The sequence below is a fragment of the Pontibacter qinzhouensis genome (genome assembly GCF_008017455.1).
GTDB classification, from domain to species: domain Bacteria; phylum Bacteroidota; class Bacteroidia; order Cytophagales; family Hymenobacteraceae; genus Pontibacter; species Pontibacter qinzhouensis.
The window spans coordinates 1-21,070 of sequence record NZ_VRTY01000083.1; the positions used below are offsets into that span (position 1 = coordinate 1).

Below are 21,070 nucleotides of genomic sequence, written 5' to 3' on the forward strand. Positions count from 1 at the left end.
GCCTGTATCACAAATTCGCGGCCAAGGCTGCGGGCTTGCTCAAAAAGTTCCGGCGATGTAACACCTTCTTCAAAGCTGAGCTGTGTAATGCCATAACGGTCGCGGAGATCGATCCAGAGCATGCCGCCTTTATCGCGGAGGCGTTGTACCCAACCTGTAAGTACTACTTCTTCGCCTGCAACTTCTAGTCTGAGTTCACCGCAAGTATGTGTTCGGAGCATATTTCTTATAAATTATGTAATGCAAGTACTATAACAGGTGCAAAGGTAATAATTTGTAAGATGTTGGCTTGCTAAATTGTTGATTTGTTGTAACCACTTACGTAAGCTGGTGAAGCAGAAAGACAGGCTGAAGACAAATAAATAACAAAGCCAAGAAAATTTATTAACTATATATTATTTAATTATTACCCAAACTTTAATATATTTAAAAATTAATACCTGAAAGTGCAATTATCTTACTCTTCAACGATAAGCATTTGTTTTAAAATTAGATAGCGAAGAAAAGCTGTAGCGAGCGGAAAGTCTGCAGGTGTTGTACCTTATAACACCCGCTACAGGATAATACGTCCGGTTTAAATTATTCAAATGAAAATGCCCTCCCGAAGGCATAACAGTCATTTTACTATCAAGGGTGCACACTATTAACTTTATATACATCAGAATCTTTACCTGTCAGTTAGCTTTCCTCCTTTATGCAATCAACTTTACAAACCATCCGTTTATCGCGTAAGCAAATTGTGCTGGTCCTTGGCACCATAGCGCTGCTAAACATTTTCTTTTTAACAACTACTGCATTCCTTAACTACTTCTACAACCTGACAGCAATAGAAGAACTACCTGTATTGCTGGAAAAATACATGACAGAAAATGCTGTTAGAGTATTTGCATTATTAAATTTAGGTGGTGAGAATATTATAGCTTCCTGGTACTCCTCCATGATTCTGTTAATAGCTTCAGGAGCTGCGATCTTATGTTTTAGCACCGACAATAACTATTATACAGAAGCAAGAACCCGGTTGTTAAACTTCGGATGGCTTGGTTTCAGTTTGATTTTCGCCCTGTTATCATTCGACGAAGCAGGTTCTTTTCATGAGAATATAGGTGATAGTGCAGTTTTTAGCATGTTCGGCCATGAGGCAGGTTGGATTCTCTTCATTATTCTGATTGGTCTGGTGGCAGTCTATATGGCTGGTTTTGTCTTGATCAGGGTACGTTCTGTTCCGGCTGCTTTAGCTCCGGCACTTGTTGGTATTCTGCTGTTCGCCAGTAACCCAATTCAGGAAGAAATAGAAATCAATGCGATGCAAGCAATTTCCGCTGACGAGATTTGGCAAAGGCCTACATGGCTTCTGGTAGCAGAAGAAGGCTCAGAAATCTTCGGATCGTGGTGCCTTATACTTTCGATGCTGGTATATGCAGCCAAAGGCAGCTCAAGGCTCACCCGATCAGATGCTTTGTCTACGCCAGGAATATCTTTAAATTTTGTACTGTCTGGCAGGCCTGCTATAGTAGCAATTGGTTTAGGGCTGTGCCTGTTAGGAGGTTTACTTACTGCCGTCTTACTTTTTGCAGGCCCACCAGAAGAAAATGCAGGCATACCCGAAAACTGGTTTACTAGCGCACTAGCCTTTGTGGCAGCAGGCCTCAGCCTATATTTGGCAACCAGAAACAAGCGCTACAAGTGGGGCTATCTGTCTCTATGTATTTTCTGTTTAGGGCTATCTGTTATGTATGGAACAAATATTTACCATACATTTATTTCGCTGTTAAGCATTCGGTTTGGTACTGCCATCATGACAATAACATTTGTGGTACTATGTGCTTTAACCGTATTTGTTTGGAAGGCAGCGCATCATCCGTTTACCAGAGCAGGTATTACAGGGTGGGCTCTTCTTTTTGCTTTAACAATATGGTTCAGCAACCCATACACTGCTGAATGGGGTTTTATTTCGTTGTCGCTGCTTGTTTTATCGTTGGCTGGTGCTATTACGCAAACTAAGTCAGGCGAAGAAATTGAAACGCCAATCGCACCCAAGATCTATGCTGCCGCATAACCCCTTAGCCACATAGCGTCGTCATCTTTCGGAATTTCAGCTTTAGACTGTCAAGAAACCCGTTATCTGGTTTCTGCATTACAGAAGAACCAAACCATGAATTCCGGTTGCAGAAACATACTTTAAGCTAACCTGCTACTGTAACAGCACCTCCAAATGCCAACAAAGCCACTTAACCGATGTTAAAGTGTCAAACTCAAATTATTCGAATAAAAATGCCCTTCCAAAGCATTTTAAGCTAAATTATGCCAAGGGTTGGCAAAGGTAAAACTAGCTGTAAAGCATCTCCTTAATTCGTAACCCGAGTCTGATCTCAACAAGCTACTTTCAACGTTGCACATCCGAAACTAAAACTATAACCCGCGAAGGGCACCTCTGTTATAGGTGACTTTCGCGGGTTATAGTTTTACGACTGGCTTCATAAGCCTTTAAAACGATAATTGGCCAGGATTACTTTTGGTGGCGTTTGCTTACTTAAACAGGCCTCCCAGTTTATCGCCAAGTCCTTTGGTTACTTTGTCTTTTACGCCACCACCCAGTAAGCCTATAATATCCAGTTTACTCAGGCCATCTCCGGTAACCTGGCCAGCAAACTTCTGCATCAGAAACGACACCACAAATGGCCCCACCTGCTTTGCCATCTGGTCAGGAATGCCTAATTTAGAAGTAAGGTCGCCAACATAATTCGAGATCATGCTGTTCACGACAGGGTTATCGCCTACGGCTTTTTTACCCTGCAGCAAATCCATAATGCCGCCAAAGTCGCCGTCTACAGCTTCTTTTTTCAGCCCTTCGGTCAGGTTATCTTTTGCCAGGTCTACAGAGCGGTTTGCTTTACCTGCATCCAGGTTAAACTTGCTTTGCAGCTCTCCGGTTAACTGCCCTTTTACTTGGTTAACGATTTTATCTATCATAGTTGTATTTTTATGTGTGCTGTGCTGCAGGCACTTTTTTGCGCCTGTTTCTGTTTATCTGTTTAACGGGAACCAGAAAAAGAAGATTTTAAAGCACCTGAACCAACTCCTGCGCCTCCTCCGGCCATGTTAATTAGTTTTCTATTCAGAGATATATAATTTCAAACATACTGGAGCACAATTGGCAAAGTAATTGCTCCCGCAGCTTAAAGTTTCTTCTGTTGCCTGATTTTAGAACTTTGCCTACTTTAAACCTATGAACTTCCGATATCTTGCCTTTCTGGTTATAATACTTGTTGCTGGCGCTGCCTTTGCGAACACCAAACTCAAAAAATTCAGCATCACAAAAGAAATTAGCGTAATGCTGCCCCAGGACTTTTTACCGATGCCCGACGATGGTATTGCACGAAAGTACCCGTCTACGACAAAACCACTAGCTGTTTACACAAGCCCTAATGGCCAGATAGATTTCAGCGTAACTCAGAAACGCTCACGATTTAAAGAGAACGACCTGCAAATGCTCCGTGAGTTCTACAAGGCATCGCTTACCGAAAAATTTACTAAAGTTGATTTTATAAGAGAAGAAATTGCGTCTGTTAAAGGCAAAGATCATATTATTTTTGAGTTTGTGTCTACACTCGCCGATACACGCCAAGGCAGTAACCTGGCCCCGGTGCAACGCTATAGTATAGTACAATATGCCGTACAAGGCGATCAGCTCCTGATTTTCACCTTCCATGTGCCTTTTATGCTTAAAAAAGATTGGCAACCCATAGCTCAGGAAGTTATGAGTTCTATAAAAGTAAAATAAGTCATGTAGGTTATACAAGAAAGGCCGCTCTTTTTGCAGGAGCGGCCTTTCTTGTATAACTTCGGGTAAAACAGCAGCAAAACCTATGGGAATTCTATCTATCCACAGCGACGAGTACTTTATGCAGGAGGCGTACCGGCAGGCAAAAAATGCACTGGCAGAAGGCGAAATCCCGATAGGAGCCGTTATTGTCTGCAACAACCGCGTTATTGCCAAAGCCTATAACCAGACCGAAAAGCTCAACGATGTAACAGCCCACGCCGAAATGATTGCGTTTACTGCCGCCGCAGAATACCTGGGCAACAAGTACCTGCACGACTGCACCCTATATGTAACCGTGGAGCCTTGTGTAATGTGTGCAGGGGCCAGCTACTGGGCGCAGCTAAAGCGGGTGGTGTATGGTGCCCCTGAGCCCAAGCGTGGCTACAGGCGCCTGGGCGTAAACCTGCTGCACCCCAAAACCGAGATGGTGAGCGGCATTCTAGCCCAGGAGTGTGCCGAACTCATGACAACCTTCTTTACAAGTAAAAGAAATTAACTATATTTGGAGCAGTTACTTTTGAACAAACGTACGCGCCACTATGTGCGTATGTAATGTTACACATATAAAATTCTATAAAAACTATGGCTTTTGAACTTCCACAACTTCCGTATGCTTACGATGCCCTGGAACCACATATCGATGCTCGTACCATGGAGATCCACCATACGAAGCACCACCAGGCCTATACTACTAACCTGAACAACGCTATTCAGGGAACAGACTTAGAAGGTAAGTCTATCGAAGAAATTTTAACCAGCATTCCGGCCGACAACAAAGCGGTGCGCAACAACGGCGGTGGTTTCTACAACCACAACCTGTTCTGGACTGTACTTTCTCCAAACGGAGGCGGCGAGCCTACCGGTGAGTTGGCAGATGCTATTAACTCCGCTTTCGGTTCTTTCGATCAGTTAAAAGAAAAATTCAATGCGGCTGCTGCTACGCGTTTCGGTTCAGGCTGGGCCTGGCTTTGCGTAAAAGATGGCAAGCTCGAAGTATGCTCTACTCCGAACCAGGACTCTACGCTGATGCCTTTTGCTGAAGGTTGCGGCGGACAGCCAATCCTGGGTCTGGACGTATGGGAGCACGCTTACTACCTGAACTACCAGAACCGTCGCCCTGATTACATCAGCGCGTTCTGGAACGTAGTAAACTGGGACGAAGTAACCAGACGCTTCAACGAAGCAAAGTAATTTTGTTAGATTGTAGATGCTAGAAGCTAGATTTTAGACATCTTATTCTAATTCTACAAAGCCCTACCCGTAACGGTGGGGCTTTTTTTAGACACAGGATTTTCTACAGTTCTAACTCTTGATCATCAGCAGGAATAGACCATTTAATCCCGAATTTCAATACAGCGCAACTTTTACATCTGTTACTTTGTGATGCTAACAAACGAACAGCAAAACCAGGAGCTAAACTTATTAGAGCACAAACAAATTAAACCAATCCTACTCCTGCTTCATAAAAAGTCCTGTGTCCTGTGTCTTTAAGAAAAACCCTTTGCCCCTTCCCCGGAAAATGAACAAATTAGCGCTTGCATAAACCTGCTGCTGCCAGATGCTGTTCAACTCCTTTGAGTTTCTTATCTTTTTTCCTGTTGTAATTACGCTCTACTACCTGTTGCCGCATCGCCTCCGGTGGGCGCTGCTGCTGCTGGCCAGCTACGTTTTCTACATGTTCTGGCGCGTAGACTATGCCTTGCTCCTGGCACTCTCTACCCTCATCGACTATGCCTGCGCTCTTATGATGGGAAAGCACGCTGAAGAGCAGCGGCAGAAGCGAAAGCCCTGGCTCTGGTTCAGCATGCTCTCCAACCTGGGTATTCTCTTCACTTTTAAGTACTTTAATTTCTTTGCTGGTGCAGCACAGGACTTGGCGCAGTTGCTGGGGGTACAGTATGCCACGCCTGCCTTTGAACTGCTGCTGCCCATCGGTATCTCCTTCTACACCTTCCAGACCATGAGCTACAGCATCGATGTATACTATGGCCGGATAAAACCAGAGAAACACCTGGGTATTTTCGCTCTCTTTGTCACCTTTTTTCCGCAGCTGGTGGCCGGGCCTATCGAGCGGGCAGGCAACCTGCTGGGACAGCTCCGCCAAAGGCACGAATTTAACTATCGCCAGGTAACAGACGGGCTTAAGCTGATGGCCTGGGGACTGTTTAAGAAAGTAGTCATTGCCGACCGGTTGGCGCTTATGGTGAACCAGGTCTACGGCAACCCTACCGACTACGAAGGCCTGCCGCTGCTCATAGCCACCGTCTTCTTCGCCTTCCAGATCTACTGCGACTTCTCGGGCTACTCCGACATGGCCATCGGGGCGGCGCAGGTGATGGGCTTCCGACTCATAGAGAATTTCCGCAGGCCCTATTTCTCCAAATCCGTCCGCGAGTTCTGGAGCCGCTGGCACATCTCCCTCTCCACCTGGTTCCGCGATTACCTCTATATTCCGTTGGGAGGCAACCGTGTAGCGAAATGGCGCTGGTACTACAATCTGTTCATCACCTTTGTGGTGAGCGGCCTCTGGCACGGTGCCAACTGGACCTTTCTGGTGTGGGGGGCGCTGCACGGGTTTTACCTGGTGCTGGAAGCAGCACTGGCAACCCGGCGCCAAGCAAATTATTCTAATGAAAACAGCCTTCCGAAGCTTCAAAGCCTATTACGCACCCTAGGCACCTTTGCGTTGGTGTGCCTGGGCTGGGTCTTTTTTAGGGCCGAAACGCTCACCGATGCCACCTATATCATCACTCATAATATTTCGGGGCTTGGCACTAGCCTGCACATTCTCCTGAACCGCGACCATGTTTTGCACCACCAGTACGCTTACTTGGGGTACTCGGGATCTACGTTTGCGTTGACGTTGCTGCTGCTGGGTTTATTGCTGGCAGTGGAGCTGGTGCAAAGCCGAATCTCACTTAGAGGACGCTTAGCCGCGGCACCGGTTTATGTCAGGTGGTCGGTGTATAACCTGGCGGTGGTAGCACTGGTTTTACTGGGGATTTTCTCAGACACTGAGTTCATATATTTTCAGTTCTGACCCATGAAAAAGCTACTCCTGCGAATCTTGCTGTTCCTGTTTACACTGCCGGTAACGTACCTGCTGGTAATTGCCTTCCTGACTTTTACGAACCTGCACAACCTGTTTAATGTACGCCTGAACCCTGCGGGAACTGGAAGTACGATGATCAGGGTTCAGGAAGCTGCACAAACCGGAGCCGTAGATTTTCTGTTTATCGGCTCCTCCCATGCCTACAGAGGGTTCGATCCACGTGTTTTTGCCGGGGCAGGCTACAGTTCCTTTAACCTTGGCACCACCGCCCAAAGCCCGATTAACTCGTATTACCTGCTGCAGGAGCACCTCCCCCACCTGCGACCAAAGTACTTGGTTATGGAAGTGTACTGGGAGGTACTGCAGGAAACAGGGGCAGAAGCCAGTATAGATCTGCTTTCGAATGCACCACTTAACAGAACCATGGCAGAGATGGCAGTGGCCGCCAAAGATGTGAGTATTTTTAACACCCTTGTCGCCTCAGCCATAAGGAGGTGGCAGACGCCACTCAGGCAGATAACACCTACCCACAATGAGGCCGAAGAGACGTATGTGGCAGGCGGTTTTGTATCTACTAACTACACTAAGCAGCAAACAAACCTGAACAAGCTCAAACCCACCGAAGCAAAGCTTAACTCAGAACAATTGGCGTATCTGGAGCAAATTATACAACTTGCCAGACAGCACGACGCAATACCCATTTTCGTTATCGCTCCGGTTACGAAAGAGCTGAAAGCTACCGTACAAAACTATAGTTCCTTCAAGGAGGAATTATTATCTCTCCTAAAAAACCACCATGCGCCACTCCTGGATTTCAATAATGGTGAATATGATCTGAACCTTTCCTCCAAAACCGATTTTTACGACCACCACCACCTGACTCAGACAGGTGTCACGAAATTTAACTCGTTTTTTATAAAAACGCTGCAAACTGAGGAGCTTCTTATTTATTAGAAAAAAATTCAAAATCAGAAGGAGGCAACTCAAAAACATTGTGTGGACAAAGACCTTTGGACTGACCTTACCCTAAGCAGAAAACAGTTAAAAACGCCGCTGGAAGGGCAAATGCATTAGAATAATTTGATTGTTGATTGCTACATTGTTGAATAGTTGAATTTGGAACTGCATCTAAACTGTGCATAGTTTAGATGCACGCGCTTTTTATCTGAGTTTGTTTCCGGCGAACCTCGCTGCTATAACACCAGCTGCTATACTACCTTTGCCTACTTCAAAACCGGAATTTTATATTCCTCTCAAATTTTAGTAATATAGTCAGCTGATTTAGCTGCTGCCCCTATGGAAATATTTTTGCTTTTGCTGCTTGTAGTGATGGTCTTGTGGTTCGGGAACCAACTCTTAACTAAAGTTGGAAATCAATCGCAGGAGATAAGGTTTCTAAATGAAGAAATACAAAAGCTGCGGGAGCAAGTGAAGGAGCAGCGCAAGGTTACTCCTTCAGAAGTGCCTCCACTAGTAGCACAGCCTATAGCGGCACCAGTGCCTCCACGGCCTATTGCTACACCACCGCCACCTATACCAAAACCTGCTCCTGTTCCCAGAGAGCAGCCGCTACAGGAGCCGGCAATTCCTAGTGTACCCGTACCGGTTCCGCCTATGGCAGCCTTTACCACTGCTGTCCCCCCTTCCGAAACAGTAGAAGCACCTGTAGAAACAGCTTCTGAGAGCATCTTCTCGAACTTCAGAAAAAACCTCGATTGGGAAAAATTTATCGGAGAAAACCTCATCAACAAACTAGGCATTGCAATTCTGGTGCTTGGCATCGGTTTTTTTGTGAAATATGCCATAGATCAGGACTGGATAAACGAGGTAGGGCGCGTGGCTATTGGCATTCTGGCAGGCGGCGCATTGCTGGGAGTGGCGCATCGGCTGCGGAAAGATTACAAAGCCTTTAGCTCGGTGCTGGTAGGCGGAGGCATGGCGGTGCTGTATTTTACTATTGCCATTGCCTTTCATGAGTACCAGTTGTTTAGCCAAACAGTGGCGTTCCTGATTATGGTCGTTATAACAGGCTTCACTATTTTTCTGGCGGTGGCTTACGACCGCATGGAGCTGGCGGTGCTGGCGCTGATTGGCGGTTTCGGCAGTCCGTTTATGATCAGCACCGGCGAAGGCAATTATGTGGTGCTCTTCACGTTTGTGCTCACCCTGAACCTGGGTATACTGGTGCTGGCCTATTTTAAAAAGTGGAACCTGCTCAATATAATTGCTTACGTTTTTACCATTATTCTTTACAGCGGCTGGCTCACCACACGCGTAGTAGGCGAGGCAGATCCGCCGTACACGGGGGCGCTGGTGTTTGCCACTATTTTCTACCTCGTGTTTTTCCTGATGAACATCATCAACAACCTGCGGGAGCAGCGTAAATTTACGGCACCAGAAATAATGATGCTGCTCAGCAACACCTTTCTTTATTACTCGGCGGGCATGTATGTGCTGCAGCAGGTGGCCGAAGGTGCCTATCAGGGTTTATTTACGGCGGCTATCGCTGTGTTTAACTTCGGATTTGCCTACCTGCTTTACCAGAACCAGAAGGCAGACCGCAACCTGGTGTACCTGCTCATCGGGTTGGTGCTCACCTTCCTCAGTCTGGCGGCTCCGGTGCAGCTGGAGGGCAATTATATTACGCTTTTCTGGGCGCTGGAGGCTGTGCTGCTGCTATGGCTTTCGCAGCGGTCGGGTATCGCCTTAATTAGAGTAGCATCGGTGGTGGTGCTGGCGCTTATGTTCGGCAGCCTGCTCATAGACTGGACAGAGTACAACGCCAGCTACACAGTACCTCTCCGCATCGTGTTCAACAAGCTGTTTGTAACGGGTCTGGTGGCAGTGTCTGCCCTGGCTGCTACGCTCTGGCTCTTGCGTCAGGAGACAGAACTGGTGCTGATCCGGATGTTGCCAGTTCCTGACTATCGTGCCATGGTGGGAGTGCTACTGGTCATCTGCCTCTACCTGACGCTGCTGCTCGAACTCCGCTACCAGCTTATCCGCTACGAGCAGCCCTACAGCACCACCACATTTATATTAGCTTTCTATAATTACCTGTTCCTGGTGGGACTGCTCCTGTTCTCGAAGCGGCTGTACCTGCAGCAACTCACCAACGCCATTACCGGGCTGGCAGTTCTGGCCATCGTGCTGTACCTGGCGCTGCTGCACCCCACCACCATGCTTGCCCGCGATTTGTACCTCACAGAGCCCGGCCAGAAACTGAGCAGCTTTACCTGGCACTACCTGCCCCTGGTGCTGGTGGTGGTGCTCATGGCGCTCGTGCTCCGGCTGGTGCACCAGCAACTTGGGTTTAAAAGCAAAATCGGCAAAGTTGCCTTGTGGTTTATGAGTTTTGTAGCAGTATTTATTTTAAGTGCTGAACTGGAGCACCTGGCGCTACTTAGCAGCTACAGCCCCGGCAGCACCTTAGCTGCACAGCTTGCCCAGATCCGAAAAATCGGGTTTGCCATTCTTTGGGGTATCTGCTCCTTTGCCTTCATGAGCATCGGGATGTCTTACAAACTAAAAACATTGCGCATCATTTCCCTCAGCCTCTTCTTCTTAACCCTGCTCAAGCTGTTCCTCTTCGATATAAGGGGCATTTCGGAAGGCGGTAAGATTGCGGCCTTCATCTGTTTGGGTATTATACTGCTGGTGGTGTCGTTTATGTACCAGAAGCTGAAAGTGTTAATTTTGGAGGATGATGCCAACGCTGCCACCGTTTTACCAGACACACCCGCCGATGCGCCTCAGCTTTAAGCTACTGCTCCTGCAGGTGCTTTGGCTCACCTGCCTTGTACCCACTAAAGCGCAGGATTACAAATGGCAGGCACCTGTTCCGGCTCCTGCGCAGAACGGCTACCACAGTCTGCTGCTCCCTCCCGATATTACAGGGCGGCTGCAACATAACCTGGCCGACATCCGATTATATGATGCGGCCGGGAAAGAGGTGCCTTACCTGCTGCGAACCGAAGAGCCGGTGCAGTACCGGAAGCTGTTCCGGCCTTATAAAACGGTTTCGTATACCCACCGCACTGGCTGCTGCTCCGAACTCATTATCGAAAACCAGGAGCAAAGGAAAATCAACAACATCAGCCTGCTGATCCGCAATGCGGATGTGCAAAAGCAGGTGGCGCTCAGCGGCAGCGATAACCGGCAAGACTGGTATGTGCTTAAGGCCAAGGATGTGCTCTATGCCATCGAAAACACTCAGGGCACCACAGAAGTAAAGCTGCTTAACTTTCCGCTAAACGATTATAAGTACCTCCGGCTCGTGCTCAACGACTCCAGCAGTGCCCCCTTGAACATTGTAAATGCCGGCTACTACGACACCCACTCCGAAAACGGAAAATACACCCTTATTCCGCAGCAATCTATTTCGCGAACCGATAGCGCCGCTACCCAGAAAACGCACCTGCACCTGCAGTTTCCGCAACCGGTGTACCCCGAGCGGCTGGAGCTGGAAATAAATTCGCCATCGTTGTACTACCGCCCTGCCCGCCTCCTGACCGAAGCCGAAAGCAGCACGAACAGGCGGCGTGGCTTGTTCCGGAAACAAAAACGAAGACGTGTTAAATCAGTTGCCTCACTGCCCTTTACGCTCACCTCCAACACACTTGCCACCGTGGAGCTGCCACGCCGGCAAGCAGAGGAACTGGTTATAGAGATAGACAACGGCGACAACGCTCCGCTGGATATTACCTCCGTAAAAGCGTACCAGCTCAACCGCTACCTGGTAGCCAACCTGGAAGCCGGAAAATCTTATTTGCTAAGGTTCGGAGATGAAAACAGGGCTGCACCCGTTTACGAGTTGCAGCATTTCGAAGCGGATATACCAACAGATGTGCCGGTGCTGGAGCCAGAAGCAGCTAGCCCTATAACAACTGCACCAAAAGCTAAAAAAGCTCCAAGTTCTAACATCCTGATTTGGGTAGCGCTGGCTGTTGTGTTAGCTGGCTTAGGTCTTATGACGGTGCGGCTCCTGAATGAGATGAAGAAAAGTAGATGATGAAATTAGCTCTTCATGGGGCAAGCGTCTTCGCTTAATCTTTTCTTTTTACTAATATGAAAAAGCACAGTCACCGGGTTCTGCCTCCTGACAGCCCCATATTTTGCACGAAAATTGGCTCCCACAGGCAAAACTGAAGTTCGAGATAGTAGTTCTCAGATTTAGCTTCTGTATCGGCTAAAGGCTTTCCGGTATACCCTTGACCTTATTTCCCAAAAAAACCTTTGGAAGGTGTTTTTCATTAGAATAATTGCTGCGACTATATAACTGCACCCGGCATAGTTTCTAACTCGGACCTTTAATATCAGATAGTCTTCAACTGCCTTTGCTTCATAGAAGCAAAATGCACGCATTGCCAGTACCCGGAAGTTGCCTCTCCCATTACAGCTATTTTCGCTGCTGCTGGCAGCTAGGTTGTCCACAGATTATCGAATAGTCGGAGACTACGCCCAGCGCCGGGAGCTATTACTGCTTTGATGTTCTTAAGTGCCGAACTTATAAGCTGCAAAATAGGATGCCGAAAACTACTGCGCCTGCTGGTTTGCCTTGTAAGTAGCCACGCCGGCATCCAGAAACTTCACGAAGTTCTCCACGCTCAGGTCGTAGGCGATGGGTTTTACCAGCACGTTTTCGTTCTCGTCCATCAGCACGTAGTAGGGCTGTGCGTTTACATTGAACTTTGTGATCTGGTAATCTGCGAATTTCTTGCCGATGGTTTTCTTTTCTTTGTTGTCGTAGCTGCTGGTGTACCACTCCTGTTGCGGCAGTTCCGTTCTGTCGTCAACATAGAGGGCGACAATTACAAAATTCTCCTGCAACCTCCGCAGCACCTCCGGGTCGGACCAAACGTTGGCTTCCATTTCGCGGCAGTTTACGCAGCCGTGGCCGGTGAAGTCGATAAAGATGGGCTTGCTTTGCGCTGCAGCACATTCCTTTGCCTGCTCCAGGTCGTAGTAGCCCTGCAACCCGTGCGGCAGCGACAGGAAATCAGCATACTTAGGCGGCTCACATATTTGGTTAGTAGATACTGCTGCTGTACTTCCACCTCTTTGCCGGATCAGGGCGTTCAGGTCGAAGTCGTGCGTGGACTGTGGCGGCAGGTAACCCGCCAAGGCTTTAAGCGGCGCACCAAACAACCCTGGAATCAGGTAGACCACAAAACCAAAGGTGGCGATGGCGAGGAACAGGCGCGGCACCCCCAGGTAAGGCAAATCAGAATCGTGTGAGAACTTGAGCTTACCCAGCAGGTAAAAGCCCATCAGCGTAAAAATAACGATCCAGAGCGCCAGGTAAATGTCGCGGTCCAGGATGCCCCAATGGTACACCTGGTCGGCAATGCTTAAGAACTTAAGCGCCAGCGCCAGCTCCAGAAAACCCAGCACCACTTTCACAGAATTTAGCCAGCCACCAGACTTAGGCAAACTGCTTAACCACGACGGGAAAATAGCAAACAAGGTAAAGGGCAAGGCAAAAGCCAGCGAAAAACCGAACATGCCCATTACAGGGCGAACCGTTTCGCCACCTGCCGAGGCTACCAGTATACTGCCTACAATGGGGCCAGTACAGGAGAAGGAAACCAGCACCAGCGTAAAAGCCATAAAAAACACTCCGACCATACCGCCTCTGTCGGCCTGAGCATCTACTTTGGTCAGGAAAGAACTCGGCAGTGTAATTTCGAACAGCCCGAAAAACGACATGGCGAAAATGATGAACACCGCGAAGAACAGCAGGTTAGGCAACCAATGCGTGCTGATAAAATTGGCACCATCTGCCCCAAACAGTTTGGCTACTACGGTGCCTATAAGTGTGTAAATAGCAATAATAGACAAACCATAAATGCCAGCTTTGAATATACCCTGCCTCCGGCTGTCGCCGCTACTGGTAAAGAAACTCACCGTCATCGGGATCATCGGGAATACGCATGGAGTGAGCAGGGCGCCTAAACCGAATATAAAGGCTACCAGAAAAAACGCCCACAAACCGCCTGCTTCTGCCTCTTCGCCAGGCGTATAGCCTTGTAGCGGTGCTGGTGCCGGTGTTTCTGTGGAGGCGGCTGCTATTTGTGTTGCAGTATCGGTGGTGGTAGCGGAGCTTAAGGCTGTTGTGTCTTGTGGTTGCTCCTCCTGCTCCAGGGTGGCACTAGCTCCGGCAGGGGCTTGTGCGGCCCCTGTCGGAGCTAGTGGCTGCTGGCGTGCTTCTGCCGGGGCAGTGGTGGCAGGTGTTGTACCGGGTGCCGGCGCGACAGCGGCTGTTACCTGAATCTGGCTGGTGTTAAACGTAAATTCGTCGTCGAAAGGAATACACTTGCCGCTTATATCGGTGCACACCTGGTATTCGTAAGTTCCTTTAACAAGCAGGCCGGGCTGCTGCACTTTTACCTTCTGCCTAAACTGCGCTGTGCCTGTAAAATAGGTGTACTCGCCATCCCAGAGATCATCGTATTTCTTTTTAGGGTTAACCGGCTTAATTTTGCCTACCAATTCGTAAGAGGGGTGCTTGGCGAACTTAAACTCCGTTACCATCGGCCCCAGGTCCGGGTCAAAATCGGAGGAATAGAGGTACCAGTCTTTGTCGATGCGGACGTTAAAGATAAGTTCGACCTCCTCTCCTACCGCCACCTGCTTTTTAGAGACATCGTAGCTCCAGGTGGCAGGCTTCAGCACCTGTGCCTGCGCAGGCAACAACAAATTAAGCAGAAACAGCAGTGGCAGGAACTGCCGTAGTAACAATGGTATGTTCATGTATTGGGTTATAGTTATAGCTTTTACCGCGCCCGTGTCACCAGGAGCTTTGTACCACTCGTGGCCCGGTGCACTACCTGAAACAACAGCAAATCGCAACTTGTTCGAAGGGTTCCGCAAAAGTACGGATTTTGCGGCAAAGCGACATGCTTCGGGTGCCGCCGCGAAAACCTGCTCTCTTGTAGTAACGCAGCAAGAACTAAACATCTTATTTAGATGTTGCTACATATTTTTTTACGGTACAACCAGCTTGCTGCCTGGCCTCCCAAAAGGTGCTGGCAAGCAGGTGCCCTTTACCAGGCTCTCCAGACAGTTTACCCAGGTTTGGGTGCTGCTTACGTACAAGCTCCCTATAAATTTAGGGCTCAGCCATACTTTACCGAAAATAATGTATATATTTCTTACAAGCTAAGAGCAACAGTAGCAGCAATTTGCAGCAAAAACAGGTTCAATTCTGTGCTGCTACCCGGGCATCTGTTCAGGCTTAAACTAATTGTAACTAATATGATTTAAATATAGCATTCCTTCCAAGACACGCTTCAGTATAGGCTTGTAAGCTGTTTCCAAAAGAGGTGACGTACATTAACCAGATAGTCTCCCTCAGCCGGATGCCAACGAGTTGTTAAAAACCGTTTAAGCACCCACAGCGAAGTCAACTACTGATTTCCTGCCTAGTGTCTCACAGTAAAAAGGCGCCTTAGGGCGTCTTTTTAATTTTACCCAATGCCAATACATGTGCCGCAGCAACTACCCTTGGCAAAAAAACGCAATAAACTCTTTGGAAGTGCAGTTTCATTAGAATAATCCGGGCTGCCTGCCTTTTTATTTAGTTTTGCTAGAGGCTGGCGATAATGGCATGTCAGGACCACAAAACCTCAGCTTACCAGCCGCCAGAACAAGGCAGGTTCAGAAATAAAACACTGAAAAAGGCCCTTCTTCGCTGCTGGCAGGCTGCCTGGCTTCTTTTAAAATTCAAATCGCATACACTTCTAGTAAAAGCACGTATTTTAGTTAATTTTACAGCTTTACCAGCGCCTACTACAGCTGATACACCTCTATGGTCTTAGACATTTTTATAACGATACTGCTTGTTGCCCTTAACGGCTTCTTTGTTGCAGCCGAATTTGCCATTGTTAAAGTACGATCTTCACAGATAGAGCTGCGCGCCCAAAGCGGCAACACCCTGGCAAAACTGGCTCAGAACATGCTCTCGCACCTCGATGCTTACCTGTCGGCAACGCAGTTGGGTATTACGCTGGCATCGCTTGGCCTGGGCTGGATTGGCGAAAGCGTGGTATCGCAGATTATTATTAACATAATGGAAACCTTTGGCTATGGCGGCAGCCCGGAACTGGCACATAAAATAGCCTTACCCATTGCTTTTGCTTTAATTACAGTGCTGCACATTGTATTCGGCGAACTTGCTCCTAAGTCGCTGGCTATACAACGGTCTGAGTCTACGGCGCTGGCGGTGGCGGTGCCGATGCAATTCTTCTATTTTATTTTCAGGCCATTTATCTGGTTGCTGAACGGCTTCTCCAACTTTATACTTAGGGCCATCGGCATCAGGCCGCTGCATGGGGCAGAGGTGCACACAGCCGAGGAGCTGCGGCTGCTGTTTGAGCAGAGTATGGAAGGCGGTGTAATACAAGATTCGCAGCACGAATTGATTGAAAACGTATTTCAGTTTAACGAGCGCATGGTGAAGCAAATACTGGTGCCACGCACTAAAATGGTGGCTGTAGATATTAACATGCCGGTAGAGGAACTGATGGAGGTTATCTTTAACGAGGGCTACTCCAGGCTACCGGTTTACAATGGCAACATCGATAATATAGTTGGTGTGCTCTATGTAAAAGATATCCTGACGCTGTTGCGGCTCAAAGAACCGATCGTGCTCTCCAAGCTCCTCCGACAGGCTTACTTCGTGCCTGAAACCAAGAAGATCAGTCGCTTGCTGAAGCAGTTCCAGAAGCGCCACATGCACATGGCCATTGCCACCGATGAGTTTGGCGGTGTGTCGGGCATTGTGACTATAGAAGATATTATTGAAGAGCTGGTAGGCGAAATTCAGGATGAGTATGATGAAGAAGTGCCGATTGTGGAGCAGCTTGGCGATTATGAGTACAAAGTAAACGCCTCTGCTTCTATTACTGATGCAAACGACTACCTGCCGTACCCGCTCCCTGAAGGAGAAGATTATGAAACCGTGGGAGGCCTGATTAACATGATTTACGGCCAGATACCCGAAGACATAAACGACATGGCTATTTTTAACCAATACGAAGTAAGCGTGCTCGAAAAATCGGAGCGGAAGGTGGAGTACGTGCAGCTGAAGGTGCGGGAAGAGATGCAGGAAAAATCGGTTAATGAGTAGGTCTAAAACCGCAAACGATCTTTTAAAGGTTTTGCCCCATGATCAGGCCTTACACACCCACCGACAACGAGTTCCTGCTTGAGCTTTTACGGTGCAATACGCCTGCCTTTTTCGCTCCTTCTGAAGAGCAGGACTTTGTAGAGTACCTGGCGCACCATGCCCAATTTTACTTTGTGGTAGAAGAAGCCGGAAAGATACTTGGTTCCGGTGGTTTTAACTGGTTTGATGATGGTAGAATAGCCCGTATATCCTGGGACATCATCCATCCTGATTTTCAGGGAAAGGGCATTGGCAAAGAGCTTACCTTGTTCCGGCTGAACGAGATCAGGAAAAATCCGGCTGTCCGGTTGATCGTTGTCCGGACGACGCAGCTGGTATTCCCGTTTTACCAGAAGCTTGGGTTTAGTTTAGAAAAGACTGAAAAAGACTTCTGGGCCGAAGGCTTTGACCTGTACCAGCTAAAGCTTGAGATTTCTGCACATTCTGGCATAAAACAATAAAAAGCTGCCCCTGTACAAGAGGCAGCTTTTTATTGTTTTATAACTCACGTAAAATGACTTATTTACTTAAACCGGGCCGGTAAACCAGCTGCTGTACATAACATATTTGTCTGCCAGTTTTTCTAGGCCTTCTTCCTGTTCATCGCTTATCTGCTTTACCTTTTTGGCCGGAATACCGGCATAAATAAAACCAGACTCGCAGATGGTGTTCTCCAGCACAATGGCACCTGCCGCTATAATGCAGTTGCGCTGCACCAGTGCATTATCCATTACAATAGCGCCCATACCAATAAGCACGTTGTCTTCTATAACACAGCCGTGCACAATGGCCTTGTGCCCAATAGAAACGTTGTTGCCTACAAAGGTAGCGGCTTTCTCGTAGGTGCAATGAATAACAACGCCATCCTGAATATTGGTTTTATCTCCGATCCGGATACTGTTTACATCTCCTCTGATGACAGCATTGAACCAAACGGAGCACTCGTTACCCAATATTACATCTCCTACTAATGTGGCGTTTTCAGCTATAAAGCAACCATTGCCCATTTGGGGCTTTTTACCTTTCACAGGAAGTATTACTGGCATATCAACTACATTTAAACTTTTTTAAAATACCCACAGTGGGTATTAGCAAACAATTAAAACTAAAAGAGTGCCGTAACTCGCAATAATTGCCAGCCTGGGCCTCTTTAAAATAAATTGCAGCAGTTCTTAGTTGCCCAAGGCCACCAGGAACTGCTGCAACAACTCTGTAACGAATTATCTTACTGAAAACTTGTAAACAGAAGTAGTTTTATACGTTTGCCCCGGATTTAGTTGGGTAGACGGGAACTTAGGCTGGTTCGGAGAATCTGGGAAGTGCTGCGTCTCCAGGCAGAAAGCAGATCTATGATCATCTTTTACACCGGTTTTCAGGGTGTTTTTGCCTTCCATGAAGTTGCCGCCATAAAACTGCAAGCCAGGTTCCTCGGTAAACACCTCCATTACAATGCCGCTCTGGTCGCCCACAACGGTTGCTGCTTTGGTCATGCCGCCGCCCTGGGCAGTGTTCAGTACAAAGTTATGATCGTAGCCTTTTCCGAAGTTCAGCTGCTCGTGTTCCTGCTCTATTCGCTCGCCTATTTTGGTTGGTTCTCTAAAGTCGAACGGAGTGCCTTCTACAGGGGCAAGCTCGCCTGTCGGAATCAGGGTTTCGTCTACTGGTGTGTAGCGATCTGCATTAATCTGCAACAGGTGGTTGTTAATGGTGCCGCTGCCTTCGCCATTCAGGTTAAAGAAGGCGTGGTTTGTCAGGTTCACGATGGTCTTTTTGTCTGTAGTAGCCTCGTAGTCAATTTTCAGCTCGTTGTCGTCGGTGAGGGTGTAGGTTACTTTTACGTTCAGGTTGCCGGGGTAGCCTTCTTCCATGTCTTTGGAGAGGTACGTCAGCTCCAGTGTTTTATCATCTACCTGGCGGGCATCCCAAACCACGCGCGAGTAACCGGTGTCGCCGCCGTGCAAGTGGTTCTGGTCGTTGTTGGTGGCCAGTTTGTATTCAGTGTTGTCTATTTTAAATCTGCCTTTGGCAATGCGGTTGCCGTAGCGGCCAATAGTGGCACCAAAAAAGGTGTCGGAGCCTTTGGTAAACGAATCTACATCGCCAAAGCCAATGACTACATCTCGCATGTTGCCGTCTTTATCGGGTACCAACAGGCTGATAAGGCGCCCTCCGTAGTTGCTGATGGCAGCTTGTGCGTTGTTTTTGTTTTTCAGGATGAACAGATCGGTCTCTTTGCCATCTATGGTTTTCTGAAACTCAGACCGGGCAGGTAAGGTAGCCTGCTGGCTGCTGGTAGTTGTTTTGGTAGCGGCTGTTTCTTCGGTAGAGGATGTCTGGTTACAGGCTCCCAGAGAGAGCATACCGCCACAGAGCAATGCCAAAGGTAATCGGGTGTTAATTTTCATATTATAGTCTTATTTCCTTTAAAGATGAATATATGGTAAGGCCTTCGCCTAATTCAAAATTACAAATTCATTTATATTAAGTTTTGATAAAGATGATTTTGCCCTAGGGCTGCGCCAAATTAAAAATTAGAAATTAAAGATTATGCTGGCCCGCGCGTCCTCACTTGTAACGATTATTCCGCTGCCTCTGGCCGCTTTGAAGCACTTTTGCAGGTAGCATAATTCTATAAATTAAATTGGAAGAACACTAGTTATGGAAGCCAGCAAACTGCTTTATAAGCGAGAATTGCTACTGTTTTCTCTTCAAGGCTAAGAACTTATAGTAGTTTCTCTCTGCCTCTCCTCCACCTATTCCATTTAAAAATTTAACATTTTAGCTAAGTTCCAATCAACAACTAACAATCAGTCAAATTATTCTAATGAAAAAGGCCCTCAGAAGCAAATTATGGCATTTTGTGCCAAGGGCCGGCATAGTGGCACTGCAAAACAGCAATAACGGCCGAAATGCCTGCCACTGTACAAAACTCCCGGAAAAATAATTTATTCCCTGGTTTCCAGTACCGGCCAGCCATCTTTGGTCCAGCTCAGTTTCTCGATGCGCAGTTTTGGGGCTCCGTTGGCGCTGGCATCGTAGCCATGAAAAACCAGGTAGTCGGTGCCATCGAAGTTATAAACTGAATTGTGCCCTACGCCGTGCCAGCTTTCGTCTCCTTCAAGCACCAGCGTGCCGCCTGCTTTGTTTAGCGGAATTCCCTCTTTATCTACATAAGGGCCGGGTATTTTTTTAGATCGGCCTACAATCATTTTATAGGAGCTGTTTACGCCTTTGCAGCAGTAGTCTATGGAGGCGAAGAGGTAGTAGTACTTTCCTTTCTGAAAAATAAAAGGTGCCTCTATGGCATTGCCACCTGCATCTACGGGGTTATTGTCGATGGAGGGAGGATTAGGTGCCGACGGATCTTTTTTGCGGCTGGCAATAGTTAGCAGGTTGTCCGGGTTCTCAGCTATGCTTTTTCTGTCTTTGCTCAGCTTCACCAGTTTCAGGCCATCCCAGAAAGAGCCGAAACTCATATAGGCTGTCCCCTTTTTATCGGCAATGATGTGCGGATCTATGGCGTTCCAGTTCGTTTTGCCGGGGTACGACTGAATAACGCGGCCATGGTCGGTCCACTTGTAGTTCGGATCTTCGGGGTTCAGGGTCGGGTTTGTGGCCAAACCAATTGCCGAGGTGTTTTTACCGAAAGCCGATACCGAGTAGTACAGGTAATACTGGCCCTTGTAATAACTGATATCGGGTGCCCAAATATGATTTTTGAAACCCGGTATGGTGTCTACGGCCCATTGTGGCGCTGTTTCAAACACCGGTTTTTCCATTCGCCAGTTCTTCAGATCACTCGACGACCAGATAGAAATGCCATGCCCGGTGCTGAACAGGTAAAAACGGTCGCCGTGCTTTGCCATAACAGGGTCATGCGTCACAATGTCTTGCCGGGTTTCGCCCACTTGTTGCCTTCCTCCCTGCGCCTGCACCTGCAGACAAGTACCTGCCAGCAGGAAGATCAGCAGCAGACTTTTTAATTTCAACTTCATTGTCATGTTCCCTTCATTTTTTGTTTGTCTGG

At 47.8% G+C, this 21,070-nt stretch carries 16 protein-coding genes; 10 read left to right on the forward strand and 6 right to left on the reverse strand.

Going from position 1 to position 21,070, the window contains the following annotated elements:
- Positions 1–221 (reverse strand): OB-fold nucleic acid binding domain-containing protein (locus FVR03_RS18125; RefSeq protein ID WP_255474285.1); only part of this gene is annotated, 221 nt, incomplete at its 3' end.
- A 623-nt stretch (positions 222–844) separates the two neighbouring features.
- On the opposite strand from FVR03_RS18125, the gene FVR03_RS18130 reads away from it, so the two are divergent.
- On the forward strand, positions 845–2,056 hold the full coding sequence (locus FVR03_RS18130; RefSeq protein ID WP_147923186.1) for a DUF8692 domain-containing protein: 1,212 nt from the start codon (positions 845–847) through the stop codon (positions 2,054–2,056).
- Positions 2,057–2,526: 470 nt separating this feature from the next.
- Here the strand turns inward: FVR03_RS18130 and FVR03_RS18135 are convergent, their stop codons facing one another.
- Positions 2,527–2,970, reverse strand: coding sequence for a hypothetical protein (locus FVR03_RS18135; protein WP_147923187.1), 444 nt, complete (start codon positions 2,968–2,970; stop codon positions 2,527–2,529).
- Positions 2,971–3,226: 256 nt separating this feature from the next.
- Here FVR03_RS18135 and FVR03_RS18140 point away from each other — a divergent pair, with 256 nt between their 5' ends.
- The 7 genes from FVR03_RS18140 (at position 3,227) to FVR03_RS18170 (ending at position 11,886) form a co-directional block, all read left to right on the forward strand.
- On the forward strand, positions 3,227–3,781 hold the full coding sequence (locus tag FVR03_RS18140; protein WP_147923188.1) for a hypothetical protein: 555 nt from the start codon (positions 3,227–3,229) through the stop codon (positions 3,779–3,781).
- Positions 3,782–3,866: 85 nt separating this feature from the next.
- Positions 3,867–4,319, forward strand: coding sequence for a nucleoside deaminase (locus tag FVR03_RS18145; protein ID WP_187270208.1), 453 nt, complete (start codon positions 3,867–3,869; stop codon positions 4,317–4,319).
- Positions 4,320–4,405: 86 nt separating this feature from the next.
- Complete coding sequence (locus FVR03_RS18150; RefSeq protein ID WP_147923189.1) at positions 4,406–5,014, forward strand: superoxide dismutase; 609 nt, start codon at positions 4,406–4,408, stop codon at positions 5,012–5,014.
- 367 nt (positions 5,015–5,381) lie between these two features.
- Entirely contained in the window at positions 5,382–6,863 is a 1,482-nt protein-coding gene (locus FVR03_RS18155) for an MBOAT family O-acyltransferase (RefSeq protein ID WP_147923190.1), read from the forward strand.
- A 3-nt stretch (positions 6,864–6,866) separates the two neighbouring features.
- Positions 6,867–7,829, forward strand: a complete 963-nt coding sequence (locus FVR03_RS18160; protein WP_147923191.1) for an LB_356 family protein — start codon at positions 6,867–6,869, stop codon at positions 7,827–7,829.
- A gap of 342 nt (positions 7,830–8,171) precedes the next feature.
- Complete coding sequence (locus FVR03_RS18165; protein ID WP_147923192.1) at positions 8,172–10,637, forward strand: DUF2339 domain-containing protein; 2,466 nt, start codon at positions 8,172–8,174, stop codon at positions 10,635–10,637.
- A complete protein-coding gene (locus FVR03_RS18170) occupies positions 10,579–11,886 on the forward strand; it encodes a DUF3999 family protein (protein WP_147923193.1) in 1,308 nt (435 codons plus the stop codon). Before FVR03_RS18165 ends, FVR03_RS18170 begins: the two co-directional genes overlap by 59 nt.
- Before the next feature lie 524 nt (positions 11,887–12,410).
- Here the strand turns inward: FVR03_RS18170 and FVR03_RS18175 are convergent.
- Positions 12,411–14,627 carry a protein-disulfide reductase DsbD family protein gene (locus tag FVR03_RS18175; protein ID WP_147923201.1) on the reverse strand — a complete coding sequence of 739 codons (2,217 nt, stop codon included), beginning with the start codon at positions 14,625–14,627 and terminating at the stop codon, positions 12,411–12,413.
- 1,057 nt (positions 14,628–15,684) lie between these two features.
- Here FVR03_RS18175 and FVR03_RS18180 point away from each other — a divergent pair.
- Positions 15,685–17,004: a hemolysin family protein gene (locus FVR03_RS18180; protein WP_147923194.1), complete on the forward strand. Its 1,320-nt coding sequence runs from the start codon at positions 15,685–15,687 to the stop codon at positions 17,002–17,004.
- Between the two features lie 38 nt (positions 17,005–17,042).
- Entirely contained in the window at positions 17,043–17,504 is a 462-nt protein-coding gene (locus FVR03_RS18185; protein ID WP_147923195.1) for a GNAT family N-acetyltransferase, read from the forward strand.
- Between the two features lie 66 nt (positions 17,505–17,570).
- On the opposite strand, the gene FVR03_RS18190 is transcribed toward FVR03_RS18185, so the two are convergent.
- From FVR03_RS18190 to FVR03_RS18200, 3 genes are all read right to left on the reverse strand, one after another.
- Positions 17,571–18,089 (reverse strand): gamma carbonic anhydrase family protein, encoded by a 519-nt coding sequence (locus FVR03_RS18190; RefSeq protein WP_147923196.1) that lies wholly within the window; start codon positions 18,087–18,089, stop codon positions 17,571–17,573.
- Between the two features lie 174 nt (positions 18,090–18,263).
- On the reverse strand, positions 18,264–19,448 hold the full coding sequence (locus FVR03_RS18195; RefSeq protein ID WP_147923197.1) for an aldose epimerase family protein: 1,185 nt from the start codon (positions 19,446–19,448) through the stop codon (positions 18,264–18,266).
- Between the two features lie 540 nt (positions 19,449–19,988).
- The gene (locus FVR03_RS18200; RefSeq protein ID WP_147923198.1) at positions 19,989–21,038 is read right to left on the reverse strand and encodes a family 43 glycosylhydrolase; all 1,050 of its coding nucleotides are present in this window, start codon (positions 21,036–21,038) and stop codon (positions 19,989–19,991) included.
- Between the last annotated feature and the right edge of the window lie 32 nt (positions 21,039–21,070).

Bases quoted from the DNA above. Each gene is read 5' to 3' on its own strand.
- FVR03_RS18175 (WP_147923201.1), bottom strand. From the start codon at position 14,627: ATGAACATACCATTGTTACTACGGCAGTTCCTGCCACTGCTGTTTCTG.
- FVR03_RS18145 (WP_187270208.1), top strand. From the start codon at position 3,867: ATGGGAATTCTATCTATCCACAGCGACGAGTACTTTATGCAGGAGGCG.
- FVR03_RS18170 (WP_147923193.1), top strand. From the start codon at position 10,579: ATGATGCCAACGCTGCCACCGTTTTACCAGACACACCCGCCGATGCGC.
- FVR03_RS18180 (WP_147923194.1), top strand. From the start codon at position 15,685: ATGGTCTTAGACATTTTTATAACGATACTGCTTGTTGCCCTTAACGGC.
- FVR03_RS18195 (WP_147923197.1), bottom strand. From the start codon at position 19,448: ATGAAAATTAACACCCGATTACCTTTGGCATTGCTCTGTGGCGGTATG.
- FVR03_RS18160 (WP_147923191.1), top strand. From the start codon at position 6,867: ATGAAAAAGCTACTCCTGCGAATCTTGCTGTTCCTGTTTACACTGCCG.
- FVR03_RS18185 (WP_147923195.1), top strand. From the start codon at position 17,043: ATGATCAGGCCTTACACACCCACCGACAACGAGTTCCTGCTTGAGCTT.
- FVR03_RS18135 (WP_147923187.1), bottom strand. From the start codon at position 2,970: ATGATAGATAAAATCGTTAACCAAGTAAAAGGGCAGTTAACCGGAGAG.
- FVR03_RS18155 (WP_147923190.1), top strand. From the start codon at position 5,382: ATGCTGTTCAACTCCTTTGAGTTTCTTATCTTTTTTCCTGTTGTAATT.
- FVR03_RS18150 (WP_147923189.1), top strand. From the start codon at position 4,406: ATGGCTTTTGAACTTCCACAACTTCCGTATGCTTACGATGCCCTGGAA.
- FVR03_RS18190 (WP_147923196.1), bottom strand. From the start codon at position 18,089: ATGCCAGTAATACTTCCTGTGAAAGGTAAAAAGCCCCAAATGGGCAAT.
- FVR03_RS18165 (WP_147923192.1), top strand. From the start codon at position 8,172: ATGGAAATATTTTTGCTTTTGCTGCTTGTAGTGATGGTCTTGTGGTTC.
- FVR03_RS18140 (WP_147923188.1), top strand. From the start codon at position 3,227: ATGAACTTCCGATATCTTGCCTTTCTGGTTATAATACTTGTTGCTGGC.
- FVR03_RS18200 (WP_147923198.1), bottom strand. From the start codon at position 21,038: ATGAAGTTGAAATTAAAAAGTCTGCTGCTGATCTTCCTGCTGGCAGGT.